Source organism: Arthrobacter livingstonensis (assembly GCF_003219815.1).
GTDB lineage: Bacteria > Actinomycetota > Actinomycetes > Actinomycetales > Micrococcaceae > Specibacter > Specibacter livingstonensis.
Genome location: NZ_QJVD01000025.1, coordinates 1 through 22491, shown reverse-complemented (window position 1 = coordinate 22491; position 22491 = coordinate 1). Strand labels below are relative to the sequence as shown.

Here is a 22491-nt window from a genome sequence, read left to right as displayed (position 1 = left end):
GATGATGAACCAGACACCACAGGAATTCCTTGCCGGGGTTCGGGCGGCCAAGCTCGTGGCCATTGTGCGCGGCAGTTGCAGAGAAGCAGCAACGGCGGCCGCACTGGCGCTGATGGAGGAGGGGTTCCGCTATGTTGAAGTTGCATTGACTACGCCGGACGCTCCGGGCGTCATTGCCGCAGTCCGCGCAGCCGCACCGCCGGACGCGCTGGTGGGGGCCGGCACGGTCCTGAGCGTGAGCGACGTCCGGGAGGTGGAAGCCGCCGGTGCCCAATTCATCGTCACGCCCGCCCTGGCGGACTCCGTCCGCGAGGGCGTCCGCCGGGGCCTCCCGGTGCTGGCAGGGGCACTGACGCCCACCGAGGTGCATGAGGGAATGAGCCGCGGTGCCACCTTGATCAAGCTCTTTCCCGCCTTCATTGGGGGGCCGCGCTACCTCAAGGCGCTGCATGACCCGTTCCCGAACGTCCCCTTGATTGCGGTTGGCGGGGTTGGAGCCGGGGACGCGGCCGACTATTGGGATGCCGGCGCCGCCGCCGTTGGGCCGGGCAGCCCCCTGGTAGGGAATGCCGCGTCGGCCGGCGGTGACCTGGGCGGGATGCGCGCACGCGCCCGGGAGTACCTTCGGCGTGCTGCCGACCATTCCCGAGGGGAGAGCTGAGGGCCCGTGGCATCCGTTGACGTGTTGACCTTCGGCGAGACCATGGTCTCGCTGCGCTCCGAGGGGCCCCTGGCCCAGGGCGGCAACCTGGCCATGCATGCCGCCGGGGCGGAGTCGAACGTTGCTGTGGGCCTGTCCCGGCTGGGGCATTCGGTGCGCGCTGGGCCGGCCGTGTTGGGAGGGACCCGCACGGCGAATTCATCGAACGGCAGTTGCGGGCCGAGGGCGTGGACCTCAGTTTGGAAAGGGACAGTGGGCGGCCCACCGGGGTGATGTTCCTGGAACGGCGCACGGCGGACATCAGCCGGGCCTTTTATTACCGCCAGGGCTCGGCCGGTTCAGGCATCAGCCGCGCGGACCTCGAGCAGCCGCTCGCGGACGGTGCGAGAATCCTGCACCTGACCGGGATTACTCCGGCGTTGTCGGCGCACGCCCTCGATGCCGTTGCGTTCGCGGCTGAGATGGCGGCCGCGAGCGGCATGATGGTGTCGCTGGACGTCAATTTCCGCAGCAAGCTGTGGACCAGGGAGGCGGCGCGGGCCGTTCTTGCCCCGCTGACCAGGCATGCCGCCGTCGTCATAGCCTCCGATGACGAACTGGACCTTCTCTCCCGGCGGCCGCGCGGCGCGGATGCCGCAGGTGCAATCGCCGCTGAACTGCTGGAACGCGGCGTGCGCGACGTCGTCGTCAAGCTGGGTGCCCGGGGTGCGGACGCGTACACCGAAGACGGCATGAGCCACGTTGACGCGGTTTCGGTGGAAGCGGTGGACACCGTTGGCGCCGGGGACGCCTTTGTGGCCGGGTATCTCTCGGCGCTCCTTGACGGTGGGGACGTTGCCGTACGGCTCCGGCGCGGAGCGGTATTGGGTGCCTTTGCCGTGAGTACGGCCGGCGACTGGGAGGGGCTGCCGCGCAGGGATGAGGTGGGGCTCCTGGAATCGCTGGCCCCCGGCGGCACGGACCGCTAAAGGCGCCGCCTACGCGATGGTGTAGGAATTGAGCGGGCGGCCCGTGGTCCCGTAACTAAGGTCAAGCACCACCAGGCCCTTGCGTTCCAGGGCGCCCAGGTAGCGTTGGGCGGTGGGCCGGCTGACGCCCAGCCGCTCGGCGATCTCCGCGGCGCCGATGGGTCCCCCGGCGGCCCTCACGGCGTCGAGGACCTTCTGCATGGTGGGCTGCAAACGCGGCACGGGGGTCGGGGGGAGCACCGCCGCGGACCGGGTGTTGTACAGGCTGTCCACCATTGCCTGGTTCGCTGTTGGGGCGGAGTCCAGTGCCTGCCGCCACCGCTGGTAGGCCTCCAGCTGGGTGCGCAGCTGGTCAAAGCTGAACGGCTTGACCAGATAGTAGACCGCACCGCTGCTCATGGCCGACCTGACCGTGGCCAGGTCCCGCGCGGCGGTGATGATGATGCAGTCAACCTGGGCCCCGGCGGACTGCAGGGAACGCAGCAGTGAGAGCCCGTCCTCGTCCGGCAGATGCACGTCCAGCAGCAGCAGGTCGGGGGACAGCCGGGCAATGGCCTCCCGCGCGGACGCCGCGCTGTACACCTCGCCCACGCATTCGAAGCCGTCAACCCTGGCCACCCGTGCGGCATGGATGCCGGCCACCCTGAAGTCGTCGTCGACCACCAATGTCCTGATCAATGCGTGCCCCCTGCTTCGGTGTCTGCCGTGTCCTCGAGGTCCGCCGTTGCCGGCAGCCATACTTCAAAGTTACCTCCGGGCCCTGGGAACACATCGAGCGTGCCACCGGCGCGGTGCACAATCCGCCGCACCAGGGCCAGTCCGATGCCACGGCGCATGCCGGGCCGCGTGTCCTTCGTGGAATACCCGTCAACCACCACGGCGTCAATCTTGTCCGCCGGCACACCCGGGCCGTTGTCCCGGACGGCGATGAAAACGCCGTCGGCGTCGTCCAGCTGGACGCTCACGGTCCGGGGCCGCGGAGAATTGGCGAGGGCGTCCACCGCATTGTCCAGCAGGTTGCCGACGATAGTGAGCAGTTCCGACTGGTCCACCATCGGACGTTCCAGCCGGGACTCGGCAGTGACCTCGATCTGCACATCCTGTTCGGCCGCCACTGTGATCTTCGCCAGCAGCAGGGCGGCCAGTTCCGGCGGGGCGATGCGTGAACGCAGCCCCTCGCCCAGCGAGCGCGAGACGGCGGAGATTTGTGAGACATACGTCCTGGCCTGCTCCACGTCGCCCAGTTCCAGCAGCCCGTCGACAACGTACAGGCGGTTGGCGTATTCGTGCTCCAGCGCCCGCATGGCCTCCATCAGGCCCTGGACGGAGTGCAGGTCCCGCACCAGGCCCTCGATCTCGGTGCGGTCCCGCAGCGTGACCACGGAGCCGATGCTCCGCCCTCCGATGGACACCGGCATGCGGTTGACCACCAGCAGGGCGTCTTCCGTCAGTGCCACCTGATCCACCCCGTCCAGCGTGCCGGTGAGCAGCTCGCGCAGCCTGCCGGCCGGGACCAGCTCGGCCACGGGCGTCCCCAGAGCCGTCTCCTCGACCTTGAGCAGCCGCCGTGCCTCCTCGTTGATCACCGTCACCTTGCCGTCGTCGTCAAGCCCGACGACGGCCTCCCGGATCCCGTGCAGCAGCGCCTCGCGCTCCTGCAGCAGGAACGCGATCTCGGAGGGCTCAAGGTTGAAGGTGACGCGTTTGATCCGCCGGGACAACAGCAGCGAGCCGCCCACACTAAGGAGCAGCACCAGCGCCGAAAATCCGGCGATCAGCCAAATGTTCTGGGCTTGCTCGTCCTGCTCCTTCGTGTCCAGGATCCCCACGGACACCTGGCCGATCACGGTGCCGTCCGCACCGAAGATCGGGGCCTTGGCGTTGGCCGAAAGACCCAGGCTGCCCGGGTCAAAACCCAGGTGCGTCTTCCCGTCCAGGACGGCAACGGGCTCCTCCAGCTTCTTGCCGATGAGCGCGGGGTTTGGATGGGAAAACCGGATGCCGTTCCGGTCCGTGACCACCACATAGGCGGCATTTGCCGAGTCCGTGACCTGGTGGGCCAACGCGTCGATGGTCTCTCCGGGGTCCCCCGTCGCCAGGGCGGAGCGGACCGCCGGCATCGCTGCGGTGGTGGTGGCGATACCCAGGGCGCGGAGTTGGTACTGCCGGTCCAGTGTTTGGTTGCTGACAATCGTGAACAGGAAAGCGCCAAGGACCACTGCGAGTACCAGCAGGGAGAGCATGCTGAGCAGGATCTGTGTGGTCAGCGTCAGGGAACGGTGCCTGAAGCGGCGGACGTGTTGCGGGGAAATTCGGCTCACCGGAGCCGTTCTCCCGACGGGGCTGGAAGCGCGTTGCAGAAAATGCACAAAACATGCACTTTTGCGGATAAGTTGCACAACTTACTGAAGTCTTTTGGCACTGACCGTCTCTTTCTAAGCTCGACATAGTTTATGTGATCCGACTCACGTACGCGAACAAAACTTAGGAAGGGAACCAGTGACAACGGTGTCAGATTTACACAGAAGGGGCCACACGCCCACGGACCAGGGCGGCGGTGGGGGCGGGGAAGATGCGGGACGCATCGAAATCCATGGCCTGACCAAGCGCTACCTCACTCCGAAGGGCGAGACGTTCACGGCCATCCGTGACGTCTCGCTCACCGTCGAACCGGGCCAGTTTTGCGCCATCGTGGGGCCAACCGGCTGCGGCAAGTCGACCACCCTGGCGCAGGTCTCGGGCCTGGAGCGGCCAAGCGTCGGCTCCGTGAGCGTCGGCGGCCAGACCGTCGACGGCATCACCAACGGCGTGAGCTACATGTTCCAGGCGGACGCGCTTTTCCCCTGGAAGACCGTCCTGAACAATGTGCTGATTGGGCCGGTCCTGCTCGGCACGCCCAAGCGGGAGGCCACCGAGCTCGCCATGGACTGGCTGCGGCGCGTTGGCCTGTCCGGCTTCGAGGACCGCTACCCCCACCAGCTTTCCGGCGGCATGCGCAAGCGCGTCGCCATGGCGGCCGCGCTGATCAACAACCCGAGGATCCTGCTGATGGACGAGCCGTTCGGCGCGCTCGACGTGCAGACCAAGGCGATCATGCAGAACGAACTGCTGCAGCTCTGGGAGGGCCTTCGCCCCACGGTCCTGTTCATCACGCACGACCTGGATGAGGCGGTGGCGCTCGCCGACAAGGTGGTCATCATGACCAGCAGCCCGGGCGCCATCAAGAATGTCTTCGACATTGACCTGCCCCGGCCCCGGGGGGACGTCCAGCAAATCCGCCACGAAGAGCGTTTCCTGGAACTGCAGGGGCAGATCTGGGCCTCCCTCAAGGACGAGGTCACCCGGGCCTACCAGCAGACGGCAGGTGTACCAGCATGACATCGCTGACGCATAACGCACCCCTGGTTCATGAGCAGGAGGCCGAACTCAAGTCCGCGGCCCGACGCACCGTCACACGCCGGCGGACCTGGATATGGGTCGGCCGGATCCTGCTCGCCGTGGTCGTCATCGGTGGCTGGCAGTGGTTCACTGCGGTCGGCTGGGTCGACAAGTTCTTCTTCGGCCAGCCGACCGAAGTCTGGAACAGCCTGGTCACGCTCTTCAGGGATGGCACGGCCTTCGGTTCCATTTGGGAAAACCTGTGGATCACGGTTCAGGAAGCATTGCTGGGCTTCCTGCTTGGCACGCTCACCGGCGTCGTGCTGGGGATACTCCTGGGCTCCAACAGGTACCTGTCAGAGGTCGTGGGCCCCTACATCCGGATTGTGAACTCAATTCCCCGAATTGTCCTTGGCTCGATCTTCATCGTTGCCTTCGGTCTCGGCATGGGCCCCAAGGTCCTGCTGGCCGCAGTCCTCGTGTTCTTCGTGGTCTTCTTCAACGCCTTCCAGGGCGTCCGCGAGGTGGACCAGAACCTGATCTCGAACGTCCGCGTCCTGGGGGCCTCGCCGCTTCAGGTGGCCATGCACGTGACCATCCCGTCCGCCATGACCTGGATCATCGCCAGCCTGCACACGGCGTTCGGCTTCGCCATCATCGGCGCACTCGTTGCCGAGGTCCTCGGCGCCCAGCACGGCGTCGGGCTGATCATCAGCCAGGCACAGGGGACATTCGACCCCAACACGGTCTTCGCCTGCATGGTCATCATCGCGGTCATCACACTCGGCGCGGAATATCTCATCAGCCTGCTGGAGCATTCGCTGCTGAAATGGCGGCCGCCGAGCCGTTCCGAGGCACAGGCGATCTGAGAACCGCGTTTCATTCACTTAATTAGGCAAACACCCGGAATTCCGGGATAAACAATAAGGAAAAATCATGGTCAAGCACAAGATCTACGCGGTTGCAGCCACCGGAGCACTGGCGCTCAGCCTCGCTGCCTGCGGCGGCGGTGGCACCGGCGGCAGCAACGGGGCCAACGCCGGCTCCGCATCCCTCCCCACGGTCAAGATGATGGTGGGCGGCATCGACAAGCAGATTTACCTGCCTTACGAACTCGCCCAGCAGCTGGGTTTCTACAAGAAGTACGGCGTGAACGTGGAGCTTTCCACGGAGCAAAACGGCGGCGTGGGTGCCGAGGACGCCATGGCCTCCGGGCAGGTGGACATGGCCGGCGCCTGGTACGTCCACACCGTCGACTTCCAGGCCAAGGGCAAAGACGTCATCAACCTGGTCCAGCTCTCCGGTGCGCCGGGAGAACGCATCATGTGCGGCAATGACAGCGGCGTCCACTCGCCGGCGGACTTCAAGGGCAAGACGATGGGTGTCACCGACCTGGGCTCCGGCACTGACGAGCTGACCCAGTTTGTCGCCTCCAAGGCCGGCCTGACGAAGAAGGATTACCACACCCTCGCCGTCGGAGCCGGATCAACCGCCATCGCCGCCATCCAGCGCAAGTCCGCGGACTGCGTCATGACCACCCAGCCCACAGTCGGTGCCTTGGAGAGCAAGAAGCTCGCCTACACCGCCGTTGACCTGGCCACCGCGGCCGGCGCCACCAAGACACTCGGCGGCGACTGGCCTGCGGCAGGACTCCTGGCCAATGCGAGCTGGGTGAAGGATCACGAGGACGCCGCCCAAAAGGTGGTGGACGCACTGGTCGCCACCATGCATTGGATCGACACGCACTCGGCAGCGGACATCGCGAACAAGCTGCCGGCGTCATACGTCCAGAACAGCACCATCAGCAAGGAGCAGTACATTGCCGGGTTGACCACTGACAAGGGGCAGTTCCTGCCGGACGGCCTCATGCCTGCCGGCGGACCGAAGGTCATCTTCGCCATGGAGAAGGGGAACGGCGTGGACACCTCCAAGGTCACCATCCCAGGGACGTTCAACAACAAGTACGCGATTGCCGCGAACAAGTTGGAGGGTTTCACCACCACCACGACGCCGGCCGGCGCCGACGGGTAGGCCGGAAAGCAAAACTTAACAATCCTGTCCCGTTCTGCGCGCCACTCACATCGGGTGGCGCGCAGAACGGCGTCGTGCGCACGGCCCGTGGTGAGTCGTGCGCAGAACAGGCGCCCTGTCGGCGAACCATTTAGAATGGGAGCCATGACCCAGACACTCGCTGCCGACCGCGCCCGCCTGCTCGAACTCATCAAGGAACTGGCCGTGGTCCACGGCTTGGTGATCCTCTCCTCCGGCAAGGAGGCCGATTACTACATCGACCTGCGCCGCATCACCCTCCACCACGAGGCCTCACGCCTGGCCGGCCGCGTCATGCTCGCCATGCTGGACGACGCCGGCATCGAGTTTGAGACCGCCGGCGGCCTGACCATGGGCGCGGACCCCGTCGGCACTGCCCTGATGCATGCAGCGGCCGACGCCGGCCGGGACATCGACGCGTTCGTGGTGCGCAAGGCGCAAAAGTCCTACGGAATGGGCCGCCAAGTCGAGGGCCCCGGCGTCGACGGGCGCGACGTGGTGGTCCTCGAGGACACCTCCACCACCGGCGGCTCCGCCCTGACTGCGGTGGAAGCCGTGCGCAAGGCCGGGGGCAACATCAAGGCCGTCGCCGTGATCGTGGACCGCGACACCGGCGCCAAGGAGCGCATCGAAACCGAGGCAGGCGTCCCGTACCTGTTCGCATTCGGCAAGGACGAACTCGGCCTCGACTGACGCTTGCCTGTCGAGAACCCGGCGGCGACCGGGCACTTTGCAACCACGCAACACTTGAAAGGACCGTTTTGTCGAAGTTGTATTTCCGACATGGCGCCATGAATTCCGGCAAGTCGACCGGTCTGCTGCAGGTGGCGTACAACTACGAGGAACGCGGGCAGCGGGTGCTGCTGGCCAAACCCGGGATCGACACCAAGGGCGCCGGGGAAATTGAGTCCCGCCTCGGCATGAACCGCAGCGTGGACTTCCTCATCCAGCCCGACGACGACGCCCGCGCGGTCTATGCAGCCCACGCCGCTGGCGACGATCCCGACGCCCTGCTGGAACACGTCCAGGTCCCGCCAGTGGCCTGCCTGCTCATTGACGAGGCCCAGTTCCTGACGCCGGGGCAGGTCGATGACCTGTTCCGCATCGCCGTCCTGGACCGTATCCCGGTCATCGCCTACGGGCTCCGCACGGACTTCCGCACCCGGGCGTTCCCCGGCTCGGCCCGGCTGCTCGAGATTGCCCATTCCCTGGAGGAGCTCAAGACCATCTGCCGCTGTGGCCGCAAGGCCGTTTTCAACACCCGCCGCGTGGGTGACAAAGTGGTGTTTGACGGGGACCAGGTGGCCATTGACGGTGCGGACGTCTGGTACGAGTCACTGTGCGGGACCTGCTACCTGGAGGCTTCCGGCGGACAACTTCTGGCGTAGGCGACTCCTCAGCACGGTGCCCGCGGCTAGGGGATTCCAGCGGTTTCCGGTGTGGGCTGCCGGTTGAACTGGTGACAGCTGCTGAAACTGGTGTTAGAACGTCCTTTTGGTTGCCCATACCAGTACAATTGCCGGTCGTACGGCGTGGCTTTCTCCGACCTCTTTATTGGTTCCTGGCAGCCCGCGGGACAGGACGTTAGATGTGGGCGATCAGGTCCGCCACGGAACCTAGTACCTGGTCCGGCCGGAACGGATAGGCGTCAATGTCTTCCGGCTGGGTGATGCCGGTGAAGACCAGCACCGTGTGCAGGCCGGCCTCCATGCCGGCGATGATGTCGGTGTCCATCCGGTCCCCGATCATCGCCGTGGTCTCCGAGTGGGCCTCAATCCGGTTCATGGCGGAGCGAAACATCATGGGGTTCGGCTTGCCCACAACGTAGGGCTCGCGGTTGGTGGCCTTGGTGATCAGGGCGGCGATGGCGCCGGTGGCCGGCAGCGGACCTTCCGCGGACGGGCCCGTGGCATCCGGGTTGGTGGCGATGAAGCGTGCGCCGTCGCCGATGAGCCGGATGGCGCGGGTGATCGCCTCAAAGGAATACGTGCGGGTCTCGCCCAGCACCACATAGTCGGGGTTTTGGTCGGTGAGGATGAAGCCGGCCTCGTGCAGCGCCGTCGTCAGCCCGGCCTCGCCAATCACGAACGCCCGCCCGTGTGGCATCTGGGACTTGAGGAACTGGGCCGTGGCCAGCGCTGACGTCCAGAGGTTCTCCTCGGGCACCTCCAGCCCGGAGGCGTGCAGCCGGGCGGCGAGGTCCCGCGGGGTGTAGATGGAATTGTTCGTCAGCACCAGAAAGCGCCGGGATGTGTCCACCCAGCGCTGGATCAGCTCAGCCGCACCGGGGACGGCCTGGTTCTCATGGACCAGCACGCCGTCCATGTCGGTGAGCCAGCATTCAATGTCAGCGGGCGTGCGGTTGCTCAGCTTGTTCATGGTGCCTCCTGGTGACGTTGTTATCCTGGCATCAGTCTCTCAGATGTACGGCCCGCGCCGCCCATGCAGACGGCGTCACTGCGATGTCGGCCGAACGGCTAAAATTGGACGGTGACACCTCCCGCCGAGATCCCCGCCGCAGAATCCGTTGACCACCCGGAACTTCACCATGAGGTGGGCGTGGGTCCGTGGGAGGGCGAGCTGCCCGAGGGCGCCCAGTGGGATCCGGAACTGTTGGCCGGGGGCGACCGCCGCAACGTCCTGGACCAGTACCGCTACTGGACGATGGAGGCCATCATCGCCGAACTGGACACGCGCCGCCACGACTTCCACATCGCCATCGAAAACTGGCAGCACGACATGAACATCGGCACCGTGGTGCGCACCGCCAACGCGTTCCTGGCCAAGGAAGTGCACATCATCGGACGACGCCGGTGGAACCGCCGCGGCGCCATGGTCACCGACCGCTACCAGCATGTCCGCCACCACCCCACCGTGGACGAGTTTGTCGCCTGGGCACAAGGTGAGGGGCTGGCCATCATCGGCATCGACATTTTCCCCGATTCCGAAAAGCTTGAGACGTATGAGCTGCCGCGCAACTGCGTGCTGGTCTTTGGACAGGAGGGTCCCGGACTCAGCGAGGAAGTGCACGCCGCCGCGCAGGCCACGCTGTCAATTGAACAGTTCGGCTCCACCCGCTCGATCAATGCCGCCTCGGCGGCCGGCATTGCCATGCACGCCTGGATCCGCCGGCACGTTTTCAGCCAGAAGGTACCCTAAATAAAAATCATAGATTCTTCCCAGACCCTAGCCAGCAAAAACACAGCGGGTTTAGGCTCGGGCTTGTGCGGGCGCATAGGGTGCCCGACCGGTGAAAGAGTTCAAATGAGAACTTTGTTCAAATTCCCAAGAAACATTGCCAGGATCCTGGCCATCGGCGCGGCCACAGCCTGCGTCGCGGCCATGGGAAGTGCGGGTGCCATGGCGACCCCGCCTTCCCCGAACACGGCGTTCCCCGGTGCCGTCCCCAGCTGGGCCAAACCGGCCAACGACCAAGGTGCCGCCGCCGCGGACACCTCGGTGGAAGGCGAACTGTTTCTGCCGTTGCGCAACCCGGCTGGCGCAAAGGCGCTGGCCGGGGAAGTCTCCAACCCCCGCAGCAGCATGTACCAGAAGTCGTTGAGCCCGGCGCAGTGGATTGCCCGGTACTCGCCCACCAAAGCCGACTATGCCAACGTGGTCAGCTTCCTGAAGGCCAAGGGGATGACGATCACGGGCACCCCCGACAGCAGGCAGTACGTGGTGTTCCGCGGCAGCGCCTCTGAAGTGAATTCGGTCTTTGGCGCACAACTCCACAAGTACGATTTCAAGGGCACGACCCTTGTCGGTCCGTCGAAGGTGCCCACGCTGCCGAAGTCCATCGCTGCCTACGTCTCCGGCATCACCGTTGATCAGGGCGCGGCAAAACACCCGAACTACGCCACCCCGGATTCCGGACTAAATGCGACACCGCGGGCGCGCAGTGCCGCCCCGCAGGCGAAGACAGCCGCGTGTTCAAACTACTGGGGCCAGAACACCACCACCATCCCGGAGGCGTACGGCAAGACCAAGGCCCCGACCTTCATCTGCGGGTACACGCCGAAGCAAATCCAGTCCGCCTACGGCAAGGGCACCGTGGTGCGCGCAATGCCGGGGAACAGCGGCAGCCACGGGCATGCGCCGGACGGGAAAGGCCAGACAGTGGCGATCATTGATGCGTACGCGTCGCCGACCATCCTCGCGGACGCCAACACCTATTCGGCCGCCTACGGCCTCCCGCCCATGAACTCGAGCAACTACCGGCAAATTGTCCCGTCGCCGGGGGAGTTCAGGGATGAGGCGCTGTGTGGGTTCCCCAGCGGCTGGCAGCCGGAGCAGTCCCTCGACGTTGACGCCGTGCACGGCACGGCGCCAGGGGCCAAGATCCTCTACGTCGGCGGCAACAACTGCAACGCCGGGATCGACGTCGCACTCTCGAAGATCCTTGACGGCAAGCTGGCCAACATTGTCAGCAACAGCTACGGCAACATCGGCGAGGCAGTGTCGGCCAACTATCTTTTCGGCCAGGTCAACCTTGAGCTGCAGGCGGCGGGTGAAGGCATCGGCCTGTACTACTCCAGCGGCGACAGCGGCGACGAGACCATCAACCTCGGCTACACCGCGCCGGACTTCCCGGCCAGTTCCCCCTGGGTCACCGCGGTGGGCGGCACCAGCCTGGCCGTGAACAGGAACGGCTCGTACAAATTTGAGACCGGCTGGGGCGGCATTCTGGACCAAATCTCCAACGGCGCCTACACCTCCCCCCTCCCCGGGAACCTGTACGGCGGCGGGGCCGGCGGCGGTACCAGCGCCATCTTCGCGCAGCCGGACTACCAAAAGGGCACGGTGCCATCCTCACTGGCCAAGGGCATGCGGGTTGTCCCGGACATCTCCTCACTGGCGGACCCCTACACCGGCTACGTGGTCGGCATCAGCCCGATCAATGACGACACCACGCTGGCCACGGATCCATACACCACCGAGACCTACGGCGGCACGTCCCTGGCGTGCCCGCTCACCGCCGGCCAGATGGCGGTGGCGCAGCAGGTTTCGGGCAAGGTGCTCGGTTTCGCGAACCCGGCCATCTACGCCACCGCCAAGGCGCGCACCACCGCATTCACCGACGTAGTGCCGCAGCACGAGCAGCCGGTCCTCGCCTACACCAGCGCCAACAGCGGCAATCAGTACCTGCTTTCCATGGACCTTGACTCGTCGCTGTCCACGGCCAGGGGATATGACAATGTCACCGGCGTTGGGAGCATGAGCTACCGGTTTGCGCTGGCCATCAGCCAGCACAGACACCCCGGCGGCGGGGGAGGCAACTACGGCCATTAGGGCCTCCGGCACTGGGTAAAACTGAAACCACAACACAGGCGGGCTCCGGCACCCAGGCCGGGGCCCGCCATCGTGCGCGGGTAAAGTCCACAAAGCGGGCGCCGGCTTCATCTTCTTCTACACCGTGGTGGCAATCGCTAGGATGGGGGTAGCCATGCTGGAGGCGGCCAACAGCTTCGCCTCTTTGTACCGTTTAGCCCCAAGGAGCTTTTCATGCCCATTGCAACACCGGAGAAGTATGCCGAAATGATTGATCGTGCGAAGGTTGGCGGTTTCGCCTACCCGGCGGTCAACGTGACGTCTTCGCAGACGCTCAATGCCACGCTCCAGGGTTTCGCCGATGCCGGAACGGACGGGATTATCCAGGTTTCCACCGGAGGCGCCGCCTACTGGTCCGGTGCCGGTGTGAAGGACATGGTGGCCGGGTCCCTGGGCTTCGCGGCGTTCGCCCGCGAAGTGGCCAGGAATTACCCCATCAACGTTGCCCTGCACACCGACCACTGCCCGAAGGACAAGCTGGACGGCTTTGTGCTGCCGCTGCTGGCCGCGTCCGAGGCCGAGGTTGCGGCCGGGCGCGACCCGATCTTCAACTCGCACATGTGGGACGGCTCCGCCGAGACCCTGGAGGAAAACCTGCGGATCGGCCGGGAACTGCTGGCCCGCACCTCGGCAGCGCACATCATCCTTGAAGTTGAGATCGGCGCGGTGGGCGGGGAGGAGGACGGCGTGGAGAACGCCATCAACGACAAGCTGTATTCCACGGTGGCCGACGGCCTGGCCACGGTTGCGGCGCTGGGGGCCGGCGAGCACGGCCGCTACATTACGGCCCTGACGTTCGGCAATGTGCACGGCGTGTACAAGCCGGGCAACGTGAAGCTGCGACCGGAGATCCTCAAGGACATCCAGGAGCAGGTCGGCGCGAAGCTGGGCAAGGCGAGCCCGTTCGACCTCGTCTTCCACGGCGGTTCCGGCTCCTCCGAGCAGGAAATCAAGGACGCCGTTTCCTATGGCGTCATCAAGATGAACATCGACACGGACACGCAGTACGCCTACACCCGCCCGGTGGCCGGGCACATGCTCGCCAATTACGACGGCGTCCTGAAGGTGGACGGGGAGGTCGGCAATAAGAAGACGTACGATCCCCGCGTCTGGGGTGCCGCCGCCGAAAAGGGCCTGGCCGCCCGCGTGGTGGAAGCCGCGCAGCAGCTCGGCTCCGCCGGCAAGACCTTCAAGTAACGTGAGCGAGGAATTCCGCCGGAACCTCCTGGGCCCCGAGCCCACACTGCTCCCGGCCGAGGAGGATGTTCAGACCCGGCTGGCCGCCGGCGACGAAGCCGTTGACTTGGCCGCATCCCATCCGACGTCGTCCCTGCTGTGGGCCATTTTGGCGGACGAGGCGTACGTGGAGGGTCGGACCATTGAGTCCTATGCCTATGCACGCACCGGCTACCACCGCGGCCTGGACGCCCTGCGCCGCAACGGCTGGAAGGGAACTGGTCCGGTCCCGTTCTCGCATGAGGGCAACCGCGGCTTCCTGCGGGCGCTTTACGCGCTGGGCCGGGCTGCGGGCGCCATCGGCGAGTCCGACGAGGCTGCACGCATCTCGACGTTCCTGAACGACTCCGACCCGGCCGCGCGGGCCGCGATCGAGGCCGCGCTTTAAGGTTCCATGAAAAATGCCGCCGCTCCTGCTTTTTGCCACCGCTGTACGGGCGGCAGTTTGCGGGAGCGGCGGCATTTTCGTTTGGACGTGGTGGGTCCGCTTCAGCGTTGGGCCCACGCCGGCAGGGTTCCCTGGGCGAGGTACGAGGTTAGGGTGCCGGTGGGGCTTAGTTGCGGACCATGCTCAGTTTCCAGGTGTCCGGGCCGTTTTCCACGTAGTCGACGGCGAACTTGCCGGCGGAGCGCTGTTCCAGCTGGGCGAGCAGCGGCAGCGGGTTGTGGTTGGCCACCAGCAGGATGCCGCGGCCCGCGTCGAGGCCCTCGAGCGCGCCAAAGATGGTGGCGTGGCGGATGGCGTGCGGGATGACGCGCGTGTCCAGCTCGGACAGGCCGGGCTCATCATGACCGCCGCAGGCACAGCCACCCGTGGCGGGTGTGGGGGCGGACTCCGGGGCAACTGCCCGCTCCGGCAGGATGCCGGCCAGCGTGAGTGACGGATTCCGCGCCAGTGCCGGCACAATCAGCGAGGTGGCGTGGTCCAGAAATGCGACAGCGGCTTCCTCCAGGCGGCCCCCGGCGTACACGATTTTCGCCGGCACGTCCTGTTCTTGGAGATTTTTGACGGCCTCGGCCAGGCGGGCTTGGTGGCCGGCAGCCAGTTGTGCCACCAGGGTGTCCTGGCCAGTGGCGCCGGAGAGTTCCCGGGCAAGTGCGGCGGCCAGTGGCAGCAGCTCCCGTTCGGCAAAGTCCACCAGTTTCGCTTGATCCTCGCCGGCCAGCTCACCGGCGGCGCCCGCCGCGGCGGAGACCAGGTTTTTAGCCAGTGTTCCCAGTGTTCCGCCCGCTTCGGCCAAGCGGGTTTTGGCATCTTCGAGTGCCAAAGCCTCGGCGGAGGAGGAGGCGAGGACCAGATTGTTCACGGCAAATTTCCTTTTCTTCGTGGTTCGAATGGAGATTGTGAGTTTATATTACTACAATATATTCCGTGGAAAATAATATGTCGGGACCACCGCTGCGCGGGCCCAGGCCGGGCGGTACGGAGCCCGTCGCCCCAATCTCCAAGGCGCGCGCAGCGGTCCTTGAGCGTTTGCGTGCCGCCGCCGACCCGCTCACCGTGGACGCCTTGGCCGCCGAAACCGGCCAGCACGCGAACACGGTTCGCGAGCACCTGGACGCCCTGGCAGCTTCAGGCCTTGCCACAAGAACGACGGCGTCCCGTTCTGGCCGCGGCCGCCCCGCCTCCCTTTACGCCCCGGCCGTGCCGGATCCCCCGGCAGGCTACGCCGCCCTGGCCGCCGCGCTGGCCCGTCACATTGCGTCGACCAGCGCCGACCCCGCTGCAGCTGGCGACCAGGCCGGGCGCCAGTGGGCGCACGTCCTGGCGGGTGCAGACGGAGGCTCGCGGACGGACTCGGACGGCGCTACGGTTGGCGGTGCCGACTCGGACGGCGCCACGATTGGCGGTGCCGGCGCGGGTGCCAGTGACCGCCGACCACATCTGGCGCGCACGGGCGGGGCAATTTCCGCGCCTGCCGTGCCAGGCGCGGCCGCCCAGCTCAGGACCCGTCGCAATGTGGCCGCTTCGCTGCGCGACGCCGGTTTTGGCATCCAGGGCAACGCCGACGCCACCGACTTCTCGCTGACCACCTGTCCGATTCTGGCGGCGGCCCGGGAAAACACCTCTGTGGTCTGTGCCGTGCACCTGGGACTGGTCAAAGGCTTGCTGGAAGGCAGCGGCGTCCGGGAGGACGGCGTGGAGCTGGTTCCCTTCGCCGCGCCCGGCATCTGCACGCTGCACCTGCCGTCGGCTGCGGCCACGTGAGCGCCGCGACCAAGAGCGGCCCCTCCGGGGTTCGACCATCCAAAAATGGCCCGTCCAAGTCCGCGAGGTCCCGGCGCACCAAGGCATTTTTGCGCAGGCCCGGCTTCCGCATGCTGTTCCTGCTGCCGGCCGGCGCGGCATTGCTGGTGGGCCTGAACGCCGGGCTGCAGCTGCTCGGTGCCGACGCGCCCGTCAAGCTCGAGCGGTTCCCGGAGATCCACGGCATGCTGCTCGTCTTGAGTTTTGTGGGCACGGTGATTGCGCTGGAACGCTCCGTGGCACTGGGAAAGGCGGCCGGTTACCTGTCGCCGGCGCTGCTCGGCATTGCAGGGCTGCTGATGATTTCCCCGCTGCCCCTGCTCGTGGGCAAGCTGGTGCTGCTGGCGGGCACCATCGCCATGGTCCTGGTGTACATCCCGCTGTGGCGGCGCCAGCGGGACAACGTGGTGCTGATCCAGGTCCTCGGCGGCGTGGCGGCAGTCGGGGCTGCGGCGCTGTGGCTGCGCGTGCCCAGCATCGCGGTCCTGCTGCCGTTCCTGATCAGCTTTGTGGTCCTGACCATTGCCGGGGAACGGCTGGAACTGGCCAGGATCGGCATCGCCAGCCCGCGCGCCGAGCCCCTCCTGACGTCGCTGGCCTTCGCCATGACCATGGCCACTGTGGCCACGCTGTTGTGGCCCGCCGCCGGCTATCCGCTCTTTGGGCTGTCGCTGCTGGCCATGGTTGCCTGGCTGGCCGGTTACGACGCGGCGCGCAAGACCATCCGCGGCCAGGGCCTGCCGCGCTACATTGCCGCGTGCCTGCTGGCGGGATACGGCTGGTTGGCGATTGCCGGCGTCGTGCTGGCCCTGCATGACACGACACTGACCGGCGCCTCGTACGACGTCGTCCTCCACGCCGTGTTCCTTGGCTTCACCATCTCGATGATCATGGCCCACGCCCCCGTGATCCTGCCCGCCGTGCTGCGCAAGCCGCTGCCGTACACCGAACTGTTCTGGGTGCCGGCCGTGCTGCTGCACCTTTCGCTGCTCATCAGACTGGGACTGGGCGACGCCGGCGGCCTCCACGGCGCGTGGGTCACCGGCGGCGTGCTAAATGTCATCGCCATCCTGCTTTTTGCCGTCATGGCGTTCTGGCAGGCCACCCATCCACCGAAGGCTGTTGCGTGAACATCAATCTGGCCCCGCCCGGGAAACCGGGTGCCCCGCAGGGTCCCGCCGGCATGAACCGGGCCGGCTGGCACCTGCGCGCCAACGCCCCCGCAGTCTTCTGGCTCGTGGCGCTGGTGGTGGTGGTCCTCATCCACCGCAACGTGCCGGCTTCGGGCTGGCTCATGGTGCACCTGCTGTTCCTGGGCGCCGTGACCAACTCGATCCTGGTGTGGAGCTGGCACTTTGCCCAGGCACTGCTGCGCGGTCCCACCCCCAGCCAGCGCGGCATGGCGGTCCGGCTGGTGCTGCTTAATGTGGCGGTGCTGGCCGTGGTCGTGTCCATGGTGGCGAACATTTGGCTGCTGACACTGCTGGGCAGCATCCTGGTTGGTGCCGTGGTGGCGGCCCATGCCGTGGTGCTGGGGCTGCGCGCGCGCAAGGCCCTGCCCTCCCGCTTTGGCGCCACCGTCTGGTACTACGTTGCCGCGTGCCTGCTGCTGCCCGTCGGCGCCGGGGTGGGCGCCGCGCTCGCCGCCAATGTGGGCGGCGAGGCGCACGCGCGGCTGTTGCTGGTCCACCTGGCGGTCAACGTGCTGGGCTTTGTTGGCCTGACCGTCCTGGGCACGTTGATGACGCTGCTGCCCACCATGCTGCGCACCCGTGTGGCCGACGGCGCCGATTCCGTCGCCCGGCACGGCGTTTTTGCGCTGCTGGCCGGGGTGCTCCTGACCACCGCGGGGGCCGCTGCCGGCGTCATGTTCCTGTGCACAGTGGGCCTGCTCGTGTATCTGGGCGGCGTGGTTTACGTGTGCATTCCGCTGGCGAAGGCGGTGCGCGGCAAGCCGCCGGTGACCTTTGCGCCGCTTTCCGCCATTGCCGCGCTGGTGTGGCTGGCCGCGTCGCTCGTGTGGCTGGTGGGGCTGACGGCGACCTCCGGCTCTTGGAACGGGCTGCATCACGGCATCGAGTCCGTGGCGCCCGTGCTGGCGGCAGGGTTCGCGGCACAGGTACTGGGCGCCGCGCTGAGCTACCTGCTGCCGGTGGTTTTGGGCGGCGGCCCTGCGATGGTCAAGCATCGCACCGCCATCCTGGACAGGGCCGCCGTGTTCCGCGTGGTCCTGACCAACAGCGCACTCCTGGCGTCACTGCTGCCCGTGCCCAGCCTGGTCCGGGTGGGCACCACTTTTCTGGTCCTGGCCGGGCTGGCCTGGTTCCTGCCGCTGCTGGGCATGGCCCTGCTGCAAAAACGTCCCGAAAGTTCGACGCCGGGTGCCCGGCCCGGTGCCCCTGCCGCAGCTTCCGCTGCGGCTTCCCCGGCGGCGGCGCCGGCAGGCACCGCGACCGCCTACAACCCGGCCCCGGGCCGAAGGTGGGGGATGGCGGCAGCCGGACTGGCCGTCGTCGTACTGGTGATGGTGGCGGGGATCGTGGCGGACCCGACAGCCCTGCCGGGACTCACCCGGGCCGGGGACCAAACTGCCGTCACGGCCACCGGGAAGACCACCACGGTGGAAATGACGATGAAGAACATGCGCTTCCACCCGGACAAGGTGGACGTGCCGGTGGGCAACCGGCTGGTCATCCATGTCACGAACGTGGACAGCATGGTGCACGACCTCGTCACGGCCGGCGGTGCGGAATCCGGGAGGCTGTATCCGGGGGAGCAGGCCACCGTGGACGTCGGCGTGATCGGCGCCCCCATGGACGGCTGGTGCAGCATTGTGGGGCACCGGCAACAGGGCATGGTGTTCAGCATCGTCGCCACCGGGGCGGCGCCAACGGCCAGTGACATGGCGGGCATGGACCACGGGATGGCCACCGCCGGTCCAAGCGCCGCGTCGCAACTGGACTTCATGAAGGAGCCTGCCGCCGGCTTCACCGCGCACAACGCGGTGATCCCGCCGCTGCCTACCGGGACCGTGCACAACGTCACCATGAAGGTGACCGACCAGCTGACGGAGGTGGCCGCCGGCGTGAAGCAAACGCTGTGGACATACAACGGCTCGGCGCCGGGGCCCACGCTGCGGGGGAAAATTGGCGACACGTTCAAGGTCACCCTCATCAACGACGCCACGATGGGCCACTCGATCGACTTCCACGCCGGCGCGCTGGCACCTGATGTGCCCATGCGCACCATCAACCCGGGTGAGCGGCTGACCTACACGTTCACAGCCACGCGCGCGGGGATCTGGATGTACCACTGCAGCACCATGCCCATGAGCCAGCACATCGCGAATGGCATGTTTGGCGCGGTGATCATCGACCCGCCGAAGCTGCCAAAGGTGGACAAGGAGTATGTGCTCATCCAGTCCGAGCTGTACCTGGGTCCGCAGGGCGGCGTCGCGGACTTGGCCAAGATCCAGGCGGACAAGCCGGACGCCGTGGTGTTCAACGGCTACGCCAACCAGTACGACTTCCGCCCGCTGACGGCCAAGGTTGGCGAGAAGGTGCGCGTCTGGGTGCTCGACGCCGGGCCCAACCGGGCGACGGCCTTCCACGTGGTGGGCGGCCAGTTCAGCACGGTGTGGAGCGAGGGCCGCTACCTGCTGGACGGCTCCGACCCGGCCGCCGGATCGCAGGCCCTTGCGCTGGCCCCGGCCCAGGGCGGCTTCGTGGAGCTGGCGTTCCCGCAGGCCGGCAACTACCCGTTCGTCTCGCATTACATGGTGGACGCCGAACGCGGCGCGCACGGGGTGTTCAAGGTGGCCGGCTGAATCGGTCCCGGGTGCGCTCCGCGCCGCGCCCGTGGTCGGGCATCGAAACCCCTGCCAACGCGCCACCTCTCGACTGGTGGGCGCCTTGTCGGGCATGATTCAGGCATGGAGAAGCTCGTTCCGTCGCCGGCCGCTGTCGCCGCCTTCGGTGATCTTGCCGCAGACGTTGCAAATGCGGGCGTCACGGTCGGGAAAATGTTTGGCTCCACGTCCCTCATGGTGGCCGGCAAGGCAATCGGCGCCCTGTACGGCGACGCCGTCGCCTTCAAACTGGGACGGGACTCCGCTGGCCATGCCGCTGCTCTCGCGCTTCCGGGCGCTGCGCTCTTTGACCCTTCCGGGATGAACCGGCCGTTCAAGGACTGGGTGGTGGTGCCGCTGGCGGCGGCGGAGCTTTGGCCGTCACTGGTGGAAGCTGCGCTGGCATTAACGGGCCGCTGACCGTGGCTGGACGCAATCGGCGTGACCCGGGCTTGACGGCTGAAACTATGCTGGCACCATGACCTTCGCCAATGCTGGAACCCTTGGAACCCTCCCCGGCAAGCGGGACGAGCTGGTCACCCACCTCACTCGGCGCAGCAACATGCTGGGTGAAATCGGCTGCCTCGTCTACGAGGTCGGGGTTGCCGACGACCACCCGGACACCGTGTTCGTCGTCGAACTGTGGAAAGACGAGCAGTCTCATCAGGCCTCCCTCGCGCTGTCCGAGGTTCAGGAATCCATCGCCGCTGTCCGGCCGCTGTTGTCGGGCGAGTTTGGCGGTTTCCGGTTCACGGTGGTGGGATCGCCGCTCCACGGCTGAGGCGACGTGTTCGATGGCCTCAGCGCTGCTTCAGGCCCGCGCTGCTTCAGGCCCGCACCACGGGCGTGGACATCCGCCGCCGCTTGCCCCCGCCGTCATTCGGCACAGCCTGGCGTGGCACTGGATCTGTCCCGGGCCCGGTGGCAAGCTGGGTATCCTAGCGGACGAAAGCGGGACAAAATATGGCTGCGACCGGGACGCGGGGCAGCGGGGCGAAGGTTGTCATTGTCGGGGCCGGGCCCGTGGGGTTGATGCTCGCCTGTGAGCTGGCGGGCGCAGGCATTGCCCCGGTCGTCCTCGAGCGGGCGGTTGAGCCCAGCGCAATGCCGAAGGGAAACGGTCTGGTGGGCGAAATCGCCACAGTCCTGGCGAAGCGCGGACTGCTGCGCGGGCAGAAGGGCCTGCACGCAATCCCCGTGCCCCGCTACTCCTTCGGAGCCCTGCCGCTGCGGCTGAACCCGCTGCGGCCCAACGCGCTGCGCATCCTGCCGATACCGCAACGGCGGCTGGAGCAGTTGCTCGAGGCACGTGCCCGCGCCTCGGGCGTGGACATCCGCCGCGGGCACGCCGTCACCGGATTCCACGACGACGGCGAAGGCGTGCTCGTGGAGGTCGCTTCCGGCCCCGGCGGCTACACACTCGACGCCGGATTCCTGGCCGGGTGCGACGGCGCCCACAGCTTCGTGCGGCACCACCTCGGCATCGACTTTCCGGGCACCACAGGCAGCCAGCTGGTGCGGATCGGGCACGTCACCATCCCGGCAGGCTCAGTCCGCCGGACCAGGAACACCGTCGAACTTCCCGGCGGCCGGCGGCTGGTGTTGTTCCAGGCCAACCACACGGCGACGGGTTCCCTCACGATCGCCCCGGTGTCGGCGCTGGACCGCGGCGCATCCAAGGAGCTTTACATCATCGCCGCCCAGGAGCCGCTCGACAGGCAGGAACCGGCTGAGCAAATTTCTTTGGAGGAGATGGAGTCCAGCATCAGGCGCGTGCTGGGCATCGGGCTGCCGATCAGCGGCGGACGGTGGCTGCGGTCCACGCTCGTCAACAGCCGTCAGGCGGAAAGGTACAGGGTTGGCCGGATCTTCCTCGCCGGCGACGCCGCCCACGTGTTTTCTGCCGGAGGGTCCTCGTTGAACACGGGGATGCTCGACGCCGTCGACCTCGCCTCCCGCCTGGCCGCGGTCCTGGGCGGCGCCGCGCCTCTTGAGACCCTCGAGGATTACCACACCGCGCGCCACGAGGCGGGCGAACAGACGCTGATGCAGACGCGGGCGCAGGCCGCGCTGTTGGCACCGGGGCCCGAGGCGGAGGCACTGCGGCAGGTTCTCCGCGCGGCGTTCGGCACCCGCAATCCCCACCGATACCTGGCGACCCTGCTCATCGGCAAACAGCCAGGGCAGCCGCGGCGGGGCTGACGGCTTCCACTGCGGCCACACCCGAAACGTGGCGGGGTCTGCAGGCGCGGCTGGCGAACGACGTCGTTCGTATTCTTGACGGGGGTGGCGCCCGGGCCAGGCGGCGCCGGCAGGGGAACGCCAATCCGGGTGGCCGATGCCGCATCCGTCGCAGGGGCAGGGGCAGGCAGGTTAGTCTCGAAGGGAGGACGCACAGAATCTAGCCATCGCGTTGCCTGTGGTTCCTTCCAAAACAAGGGGGAAGCTAAGCAATGGACATTGTCTCGATTGTGATCATCGCGGGTATTTGCATCCTTTGTCTGTTGCCAATACTGTTCCATTCCTTCCGAAGCTTTGACAAGGGCGCGGATGATATCGAGGCTCAAAATCCGGACGTTGCGCGGGCCATCAGGGATGCACGTCAACAAATTGACCGTGGCAGGGGCCGCTACGGCCCATAGCCACAGTGGCACACCATAGCCACAGCGGCACACTGCGGGGAGCGGTGACACGGCCGCCGCCGGGTTACCGGGTGTCTGTTCCGCCGCCGGTTCGGGGTGCGTGTGGGACGAGTTTGAGTCCGATTACGGCG

At 66.8% G+C, this 22491-nt stretch carries 22 protein-coding genes; 18 read left to right on the top strand and 4 right to left on the bottom strand.

Going from position 1 to position 22491, the window contains the following annotated elements; translation table 11 throughout:
* Positions 1 to 4 precede the first annotated feature (4 nt).
* Genes CVV68_RS18375 through CVV68_RS18370 form a run of 3 tightly spaced genes read left to right on the top strand, consistent with a single transcriptional unit; the run spans position 5 to position 1629 of the window.
* Positions 5 to 661: a bifunctional 4-hydroxy-2-oxoglutarate aldolase/2-dehydro-3-deoxy-phosphogluconate aldolase gene (locus CVV68_RS18375; RefSeq protein ID WP_110502485.1), complete on the top strand. Its 657-nt coding sequence runs from the start codon at positions 5 to 7 to the stop codon at positions 659 to 661.
* A 6-nt stretch (positions 662 to 667) separates the two neighbouring features.
* Positions 668 to 934, top strand: coding sequence for a hypothetical protein (locus CVV68_RS24365; protein WP_245933646.1), 267 nt, complete (start codon positions 668 to 670; stop codon positions 932 to 934).
* Entirely contained in the window at positions 874 to 1629 is a 756-nt protein-coding gene (locus CVV68_RS18370) for a sugar kinase (protein ID WP_245933638.1), read from the top strand. Before CVV68_RS24365 ends, CVV68_RS18370 begins: the two co-directional genes overlap by 61 nt.
* A gap of 9 nt (positions 1630 to 1638) precedes the next feature.
* Here CVV68_RS18370 and CVV68_RS18365 read toward each other — a convergent pair whose 3' ends face one another.
* Together CVV68_RS18365 and CVV68_RS18360 are read right to left on the bottom strand one after the other, a co-directional pair.
* Positions 1639 to 2307 (bottom strand): response regulator, encoded by a 669-nt coding sequence (locus tag CVV68_RS18365; RefSeq protein ID WP_110502451.1) that lies wholly within the window; start codon positions 2305 to 2307, stop codon positions 1639 to 1641.
* Positions 2304 to 3950 (bottom strand): ATP-binding protein, encoded by a 1647-nt coding sequence (locus CVV68_RS18360; protein WP_211320907.1) that lies wholly within the window; start codon positions 3948 to 3950, stop codon positions 2304 to 2306. Before CVV68_RS18360 ends, CVV68_RS18365 begins: the two co-directional genes overlap by 4 nt.
* A 178-nt stretch (positions 3951 to 4128) precedes the next feature.
* Between CVV68_RS18360 and CVV68_RS18355 the strand changes: the two genes are divergently transcribed.
* The 5 genes from CVV68_RS18355 to CVV68_RS18335 all read left to right on the top strand — a co-directional run bounded on the left by CVV68_RS18355 (position 4129) and on the right by CVV68_RS18335 (position 8444).
* Positions 4129 to 5007: an ABC transporter ATP-binding protein gene (locus CVV68_RS18355; protein ID WP_211320906.1), complete on the top strand. Its 879-nt coding sequence runs from the start codon at positions 4129 to 4131 to the stop codon at positions 5005 to 5007.
* Positions 5004 to 5876 carry an ABC transporter permease gene (locus CVV68_RS18350; protein WP_110502450.1) on the top strand — a complete coding sequence of 291 codons (873 nt, stop codon included), beginning with the start codon at positions 5004 to 5006 and terminating at the stop codon, positions 5874 to 5876. Before CVV68_RS18355 ends, CVV68_RS18350 begins: the two co-directional genes overlap by 4 nt.
* Positions 5877 to 5943: 67 nt before the next feature.
* Positions 5944 to 7038, top strand: coding sequence for an ABC transporter substrate-binding protein (locus tag CVV68_RS18345; RefSeq protein WP_110502449.1), 1095 nt, complete (start codon positions 5944 to 5946; stop codon positions 7036 to 7038).
* A 144-nt stretch (positions 7039 to 7182) separates the two neighbouring features.
* Positions 7183 to 7749, top strand: a complete 567-nt coding sequence (pyrE, locus tag CVV68_RS18340; protein WP_211320905.1) for an orotate phosphoribosyltransferase — start codon at positions 7183 to 7185, stop codon at positions 7747 to 7749.
* Between the two features lie 68 nt (positions 7750 to 7817).
* On the top strand, positions 7818 to 8444 hold the full coding sequence (locus tag CVV68_RS18335; protein ID WP_110502447.1) for a thymidine kinase: 627 nt from the start codon (positions 7818 to 7820) through the stop codon (positions 8442 to 8444).
* A 196-nt stretch (positions 8445 to 8640) separates the two neighbouring features.
* On the opposite strand, the gene CVV68_RS18330 is transcribed toward CVV68_RS18335, so the two are convergent.
* On the bottom strand, positions 8641 to 9435 hold the full coding sequence (locus CVV68_RS18330; RefSeq protein WP_110502446.1) for an HAD-IIA family hydrolase: 795 nt from the start codon (positions 9433 to 9435) through the stop codon (positions 8641 to 8643).
* A gap of 111 nt (positions 9436 to 9546) precedes the next feature.
* On the opposite strand from CVV68_RS18330, the gene CVV68_RS18325 reads away from it, so the two are divergent.
* The 4 genes from CVV68_RS18325 (at position 9547) to CVV68_RS18310 (ending at position 14011) form a co-directional block, all read left to right on the top strand.
* Complete coding sequence (locus CVV68_RS18325) at positions 9547 to 10215, top strand: TrmH family RNA methyltransferase (protein WP_110502445.1); 669 nt, start codon at positions 9547 to 9549, stop codon at positions 10213 to 10215.
* 105 nt (positions 10216 to 10320) lie between these two features.
* Entirely contained in the window at positions 10321 to 12348 is a 2028-nt protein-coding gene (locus CVV68_RS18320; RefSeq protein ID WP_245933637.1) for a S53 family peptidase, read from the top strand.
* A gap of 213 nt (positions 12349 to 12561) precedes the next feature.
* Positions 12562 to 13584, top strand: coding sequence for a class II fructose-bisphosphate aldolase (gene fbaA, locus CVV68_RS18315; RefSeq protein WP_110502444.1), 1023 nt, complete (start codon positions 12562 to 12564; stop codon positions 13582 to 13584).
* A 1-nt stretch (position 13585) separates the two neighbouring features.
* On the top strand, positions 13586 to 14011 hold the full coding sequence (locus CVV68_RS18310; protein ID WP_110502443.1) for a DUF3151 domain-containing protein: 426 nt from the start codon (positions 13586 to 13588) through the stop codon (positions 14009 to 14011).
* A gap of 166 nt (positions 14012 to 14177) precedes the next feature.
* Here CVV68_RS18310 and CVV68_RS24360 read toward each other — a convergent pair whose 3' ends face one another.
* Positions 14178 to 14930 (bottom strand): DUF2249 domain-containing protein, encoded by a 753-nt coding sequence (locus CVV68_RS24360; protein ID WP_245933636.1) that lies wholly within the window; start codon positions 14928 to 14930, stop codon positions 14178 to 14180.
* 65 nt (positions 14931 to 14995) lie between these two features.
* Between CVV68_RS24360 and CVV68_RS18300 the strand changes: the two genes are divergently transcribed.
* From CVV68_RS18300 to CVV68_RS18275, 6 genes are all read left to right on the top strand, one after another.
* Positions 14996 to 15832 (top strand): helix-turn-helix transcriptional regulator, encoded by an 837-nt coding sequence (locus tag CVV68_RS18300; protein ID WP_211320904.1) that lies wholly within the window; start codon positions 14996 to 14998, stop codon positions 15830 to 15832.
* Entirely contained in the window at positions 15829 to 17001 is a 1173-nt protein-coding gene (locus tag CVV68_RS18295) for a DUF8744 domain-containing protein (RefSeq protein WP_245933635.1), read from the top strand. The genes CVV68_RS18300 and CVV68_RS18295 overlap by 4 nt, the downstream gene beginning before the upstream one ends.
* A complete protein-coding gene (locus CVV68_RS18290) occupies positions 16998 to 19697 on the top strand; it encodes a multicopper oxidase domain-containing protein (RefSeq protein ID WP_245933634.1) in 2700 nt (899 codons plus the stop codon). Before CVV68_RS18295 ends, CVV68_RS18290 begins: the two co-directional genes overlap by 4 nt.
* Before the next feature lie 105 nt (positions 19698 to 19802).
* A complete protein-coding gene (locus CVV68_RS18285) occupies positions 19803 to 20138 on the top strand; it encodes a hypothetical protein (RefSeq protein ID WP_110502440.1) in 336 nt (111 codons plus the stop codon).
* A 58-nt stretch (positions 20139 to 20196) separates the two neighbouring features.
* Entirely contained in the window at positions 20197 to 20499 is a 303-nt protein-coding gene (locus tag CVV68_RS18280) for a putative quinol monooxygenase (RefSeq protein WP_110502439.1), read from the top strand.
* Between the two features lie 182 nt (positions 20500 to 20681).
* The gene (locus CVV68_RS18275; RefSeq protein ID WP_110502438.1) at positions 20682 to 21920 is read left to right on the top strand and encodes an FAD-dependent monooxygenase; all 1239 of its coding nucleotides are present in this window, start codon (positions 20682 to 20684) and stop codon (positions 21918 to 21920) included.
* Positions 21921 to 22491 lie beyond the last annotated feature (571 nt).